Origin of the sequence: Rugamonas violacea (assembly GCF_016461825.1) — a bacterium.
Lineage (GTDB): Bacteria > Pseudomonadota > Gammaproteobacteria > Burkholderiales > Burkholderiaceae_D > Rugamonas.
On sequence record NZ_JAEMNU010000157.1, the window covers coordinates 1 to 860 of the forward strand.

General features: G+C 48.7%; 1 protein-coding gene and 1 pseudogene. One reads left to right on the top strand and one right to left on the bottom strand.

From position 1 onward, the window contains the following. Positions 1-82: 82 nt before the first annotated feature. Positions 83-253: pseudogene (locus tag H7U20_RS29425) on the top strand (IS481 family transposase); the annotation flags it as partial. Here H7U20_RS29425 and H7U20_RS29430 read toward each other — a convergent pair. Then, entirely contained in the window at positions 250-768 is a 519-nt protein-coding gene (locus tag H7U20_RS29430; protein ID WP_199762694.1) for a hypothetical protein, read from the bottom strand. The pseudogene H7U20_RS29425 and the gene H7U20_RS29430 sit on opposite strands and share 4 nt — an antisense overlap. Positions 769-860: the final 92 nt, after the last annotated feature.

Genomic DNA, 860 nt, shown 5'->3' on the forward strand with positions numbered 1-860 from the left:
CTGCTGCCGTGGAATGTGAAGGATTTGCATACCCCGGATTTAACCAGCATTCTGCCTGGCTGAATAGGTTGGGGTTCGTGGAGCGCTTACGTTAGAGTCGACGCTGCGCGGATATCTAAAAATATACAACCACAGCATTCCCCAGCGTGCTTTGAATCACGTATCACCAATTCAAGCGCTCAAAGCATGGCAGAAGAAAAAGCCCGAATTATTTGTTAAGCGCGTGTATAACCACACGAGTCTTGACAATTAATGTATGCCCGCCGGGATCGGTCCTGCATTGTACATATTGCTGGTTACTGGGCTATAAACCCTTGTCTCGATGCCTCCACCTGGTCTACCAAATAACGACCAAACGGGACGTGGGTTCATAATTTTAGTTCCTTCCGGCAGGGTTACCGTAAGCAGGGTGTCATATCCTTTTGCATATGGCAACGCAAGCTTCTGAACAGCTTGATCCGCTGACATAAGCTCAGGGGTTAGCCATAGCTGCATAGATTGATAATCAGCTGCGAGGTAGTTGGAATTTTTGTAAGCGTAGAAGGTTGTATCAGCGCTCAACGTTTGGGTGCCAGAGAACCAATGACGATAATCGTAGTTCACAGTCTGCTTAATGCTTTGCTCTGTCTCGTAGAGGCTGCCTCCAGCGGCAACCGCACCTTTGAATATTGAAGGAGCAGCAATTTGCGCGGCAGTACCGCCAAACGCCTGCACACCGTTATCGTAGTCAAATATATGGCCGGTGACCTTTCCATACTGGTTGAACATCGGTAGTTGTCAACAAAGTTGTCGCGTCACTTCATGCAGCCAGCTTCACTAATTCAGGTTCAGCCCGTTCCGGATTGAGCCAAACCTCGTCC